This window comes from Rhodococcus sp. IEGM 1379, assembly GCF_030056815.1.
GTDB lineage: Bacteria > Actinomycetota > Actinomycetes > Mycobacteriales > Mycobacteriaceae > Rhodococcus_F.
In genome coordinates this window covers 1-4,680 of the sequence record NZ_JASHKR010000152.1, presented here as the reverse complement: position 1 = coordinate 4,680, position 4,680 = coordinate 1, and the positions used below count along the sequence as shown (strand labels likewise).

General features: G+C 62.4%; 3 protein-coding genes. 1 reads left to right on the top strand and 2 read right to left on the bottom strand.

Going from position 1 to position 4,680, the window contains the following annotated elements; translation table 11 throughout:
* Positions 1 to 30: 30 nt before the first annotated feature.
* Positions 31 to 1,269 (bottom strand): Na+/H+ antiporter NhaA, encoded by a 1,239-nt coding sequence (gene nhaA, locus QM600_RS28935; RefSeq protein ID WP_283265177.1) that lies wholly within the window; start codon positions 1,267 to 1,269, stop codon positions 31 to 33.
* A 240-nt stretch (positions 1,270 to 1,509) separates the two neighbouring features.
* Between nhaA and QM600_RS28930 the strand changes: the two genes are divergently transcribed.
* Entirely contained in the window at positions 1,510 to 2,910 is a 1,401-nt protein-coding gene (locus QM600_RS28930) for an MFS transporter (protein ID WP_283265176.1), read from the top strand.
* 57 nt (positions 2,911 to 2,967) lie between these two features.
* On the opposite strand, the gene acs is transcribed toward QM600_RS28930, so the two are convergent.
* Positions 2,968 to 4,680, bottom strand: a 1,713-nt coding sequence (acs, locus tag QM600_RS28925; protein ID WP_283265175.1) for an acetate--CoA ligase, incomplete at its 5' end; no start/stop codon positions are given.

The window sequence follows — 4,680 nt, the reverse complement described above, 5'->3', positions numbered from 1 at the left end:
TGAAGCGCTGGCTCTCTCCGTTGGTCAAGCTCACTTGTCGACCTCTCCAGGTAGTTCTCTCACGTCCGTAGCGATGGCAGCGGACTCTTCGTCGCGAGCCGCATGAAACCGCCCACGTCGCCACAGCAGCGCTGATCCGATCAGCGACGCCATCAACGATGTCACGAGAACTGCGGCCTTCGCTATTTCGGCCTCACTGCCATCGCCGACCCCGTCCAATGCGAGGTCTGCTACAAGCAGGCTAACGGTGAACCCGATGCCGCCGAGAACTGAGAGGGCAAACATGTCCCGCAGTTCCAGCGTCTTCGGTTTTGTGGCTATGCCCAATTTGATCGCGAGCAGGGAAATTCCGAAGATTCCGACGGTCTTTCCGACAAGGAGGCCGACGACAACGGCCTGCCCGAAGGGTGCGGTGAAGATGTCCCCGAGCACTGCGCCGTTGATGGGAACGCCGGACGCGAACAGTGCGAACACGGGAACACAGAACCCTGCCGAGAACGGCTGGATGCGATGTTCCAGCCGGGCCCCGGGCGCATACTCCTCGTCCGGGTCACGACGGACCCTCGTGAGTAGGCCGAGTGCGACGCCGGCGAGCGTGGCATGGATACCGGCCTCGTGCATCGAATACCAGGCCAGAAGCGCTAGGGGAATGTAGAGGAACGGTGTTGTGATGCGTTTGTGCTGGGCGTAGGCATAGACGGCAAGTGCCGCCACAGCGGTGAGCAACCACAGCATCGCGATCGACGCGGTGAACAGTACGGCGATCAGGATGATGGCCAGGAGATCGTCGACTACCGCAAGGCTGAGCAGGAACACCCGCGCGCTGGTCGGAATACGGGAACCGGTCAAAGCCAGGATGCCGAGGGCGAAAGCAATATCCGTGGCAACCGGGATGGCCCACGCCTTTTCCATGCCCGGGGTACCCCAGCCGATCGATGCCGCGATGATCGCGGGAACGAGAACTCCGCCACACGCGGCGATGATCGGAAGCATGGCGGCTTTGCGGTCAGCGAGTTCCCCGACGACCAGTTCGCGCTTGAGTTCGAGGCCGGCCACGAAGAAGAAGACGGCAAGCAGACCATCCTGTGCCCAGGTGCCGAGACTGAGGTCGAGGTGGAGCGCCGACGGCCCGATCTGGAAGTCGCGCAATGCGAGGTAACTGTCACCCCACGGCGAGTTAACCCAGATCAGGGCGATGGCAGCGGCGACTAGAAGGATGGACCCGCCCACTGTTTCGGTGCGGAGGTAGCGGGACAACTCTGACCGCATAGTGGAGATCACGCGAGGATACGACCTTTGTTCGGTGTGCAGACATACGGACGCTGCGGACATATGGACGCGAAAAATCGCGTGCCGACCAGACTTCCCGGCTCACCTTTTACGAGATTTTATCGCGGATCGGGCTCGGAACCGAATTTGCGTACGAAATGGCGCCCGTGTTGAATTCCTACGTAGTGGGATTCATCCCACCAATTGGACAACCGTTGTATAGCTGCAGGAGCATCTCGAGTGAGTACGTCACTGAACAAGAACCCGCCGACGCCTGACGGTGGTGACACAACCGCCGTTGACACAGTCGGTGGTGTGCCTCGCAGTCGAATCATCGTCGCCAGCACGATCGGCACGTCGATCGAGTTCTACGATTTCTACATCTATGCCACGGCTGCGGTCTCGGTGTTCCCGCATCTCTTCTTCCCCAAAGGAAACGACACCACCGCGCTCCTGGCATCGCTGGCGACGTTCGGTCTCGCATTCGTAGCGCGTCCGCTCGGCTCGATCCTCTTCGGCCACTTCGGCGACCGGGTGGGGCGCAAGGCGACATTGGTCGGCTCGCTCCTGACCATGGGCGTCGCGACGTTCCTCATCGGTGTGCTCCCGACATATGCACAAGTCGGTTTGCTCGCGCCGGCGCTTCTTGCGCTGATGCGTTTCTGTCAGGGCCTCGGCCTCGGCGGTGAATGGTCCGGTGCAGCGTTGCTTGCAACCGAGACGGCAAAGGAGGGCAAGCGGGCGTGGGCGGCCATGTGGCCACAGTTGGGTGCGCCCATCGGCTTCTTCCTCGCGAACGGCCTGTTCCTGACCATCTCGCTGATGATGAACCATGACAGCGCCAATCCCGACCTCGACGGAGCCTTCCTCTCGTGGGGCTGGCGAATTCCCTTCCTGCTCAGCGCAGTAATGGTGATGATCGGCCTGTACGTGCGGCTTCGTCTCGAAGAAACTCCGGTATTCGCGCGCGCAGTCGAGCGCGGCGAGAAGGTCAAGACGCCACTCGCCGAGGTATTCAAGACCAGCTGGCGTCAGCTGATCATCGGTACCTTCGTCATGCTCGCCACCTACACGCTGTTCTACCTCATGACAACGTGGGTGCTCAGCTACGGAATCGCGAAGACTCCCGCCGAAGGTGGCGTCGGAGCGGGTTTCAAGTACACCGATTTCCTTGTGCTGCAGCTGATCGCAGTGGTCTTCTTCGCTGCCGCAGTGCCGGTATCGGGTTGGCTGGCCGACCGTTATGGCCGACGCATCACGCTGCTGGTCATCACAGGCATGTTGATGGCATTCGGTCTCACGTTCGGCCTTTTCCTGCAGTCCGACGGCATGAGCGATGGCCGGATGCTAGCGTTCCTTGTTGTCGGCATGATCCTGATGGGTCTGACCTTCGGACCGATGAGTGCTGTTCTCCCGGAACTGTTCCCGACCAACGTCCGGTACACGGGATCGGGTATCGCGTACAACACCGCGAGCATCCTCGGCGCGGCAGTGGCTCCGTTTATCGCCGTCTATCTGGTCGACCACTACGGCGTCGGCTGGGTCGGCATCTACCTGCTGGTTGCATCGGCTCTGACGTTTGTCGCCCTGCTCGTCATGCGTGAAACGAAGGACGAGTCGCTCGACGACGTAGGGGCATAGCCCCTGTGCGCCTTTTTGGTAGTGCCCACTACCAAAAGGCGCACAGGGCCGCAGGCCCTACTTTCCGCGAATCGCGTCGAATACCTTGGGATCCACCAGTGTTGAGGTGTCTCCGAGGTCGCGACCTTCCGCGATATCGCGCAGGAGTCGACGCATGATCTTGCCGGACCGGGTCTTCGGAAGCTCGGGCACGATGGTGATCTGACGCGGCTTCGCGATGGGGCTGATGTCCTTGGACACCTGTGCCTTGAGTTCCGCAATCAGGATTTCGCCGGTGTTTTCGACGCCTTCGCGCAGGATCACATAAGCGACAATGCCCTGGCCGGTGGTGTCGTCCGCTGCTCCGACGACGGCGGCTTCGGCCACACCGTGATGGTTGACCAGCGCCGATTCCACCTCGGAGGTGGAGATGCGGTGGCCGGAGACGTTCATGACGTCGTCGACGCGGCCGAGAACCCAGAGGTCGCCGTCGTCGTCGTACTTGGCGCCGTCTCCGGCGAAGTACCAGCCTTCTTCGGCGTAGCGGGACCAGTAGGTGTCCTTGAAGCGTTCCATGTCGCCCCAGATGCCGCGCAGCATCGCCGGCCACGGCTCGTCGAGAACGAGGTAGCCGTTTCCGCCGGCGCCGAGGATCTTTGCGTCGTCGTCGACGATCTTCGCGGAGATGCCCGGCAGCGGTGCCATCGCGGATCCGGGCTTGGTGGCGGTGATTCCGGGCAGGGGCGAGATCATGATCGCGCCGGTTTCGGTCTGCCACCAGGTGTCGACGATGGGTGCGGTGCCGCCGCCGATCACGTCGCGGAACCAGCGCCACGCTTCGGGGTTGATGGGTTCGCCGACGGAGCCGAGGAGTCGGATCGAGGACAGGTCGTGGGCGTCGGGAATGTCGCGGCCCCACTTCATGAATGTGCGCACCAGGGTGGGGGCGGTGTAGTAGATGGAGACGCCGTACTTCTCGATGATTTCGAAGTGACGGTGCTCGTTCGGGGAGTTCGGGGTGCCTTCGTAGACAACCTGGGTGACGCCGTTCGAGAGCGGGCCGTAGACGATGTAGGAGTGTCCGGTGACCCAGCCGATATCGGCGGTGCACCAGTAAACGTCTTGTCCGGCTTTGTGATCGAAGACGTTGTGGTGGGTGTACGACGCCTGGGTGAGGTAGCCGCCGGAGGTGTGGATGATGCCCTTGGGCTTTCCGGTGGTGCCGGAGGTGTAGAGGATGAACAGGGGATGCTCGGCGTCGAACGGCTGAGCTTCGTGCTGCGGGGAAGCGGCGGCGACGGTCTCGTGCCACCACAGGTCGCGGCCTTGCGTCCAGGCGACGTCGATGCCGGTCCTGTTGACTACCAACACGTTTTGGACGGACTGCGCACCGGCGACGGATTCGTCGACAGCTTCCTTGATGGGGGCTGCAGATCCGCGACGCCACTGGCCGTCGACGGTGACGACGAGTTTGGCTTGTGCGTCGTCGATGCGTGAGCGCAGGGCGGTGGCGGAGAATCCGGCGAAGACGACGGAGTGGGTCAGTCCGAGGCGGGCACAGGCGAGCATCGTGATGATCGCTTCGGGGATCATCGGCATGTAGATGGCTACGCGGTCACCGGCGACGAGTCCGAGGTCGGTGAATGTGTTTGCGGCGCGGCTGACTTCGGCGAGGAGGTCGTTGTAGGTGAGGTCGCGGCTATCGCCCGGTTCGCCTTCGAAGTGGATTGCGACGCGGTCGCCGTTGCCGGCGAGGACGTGGCGGTCGACGCAGTTGTAGGCGACGTTGAG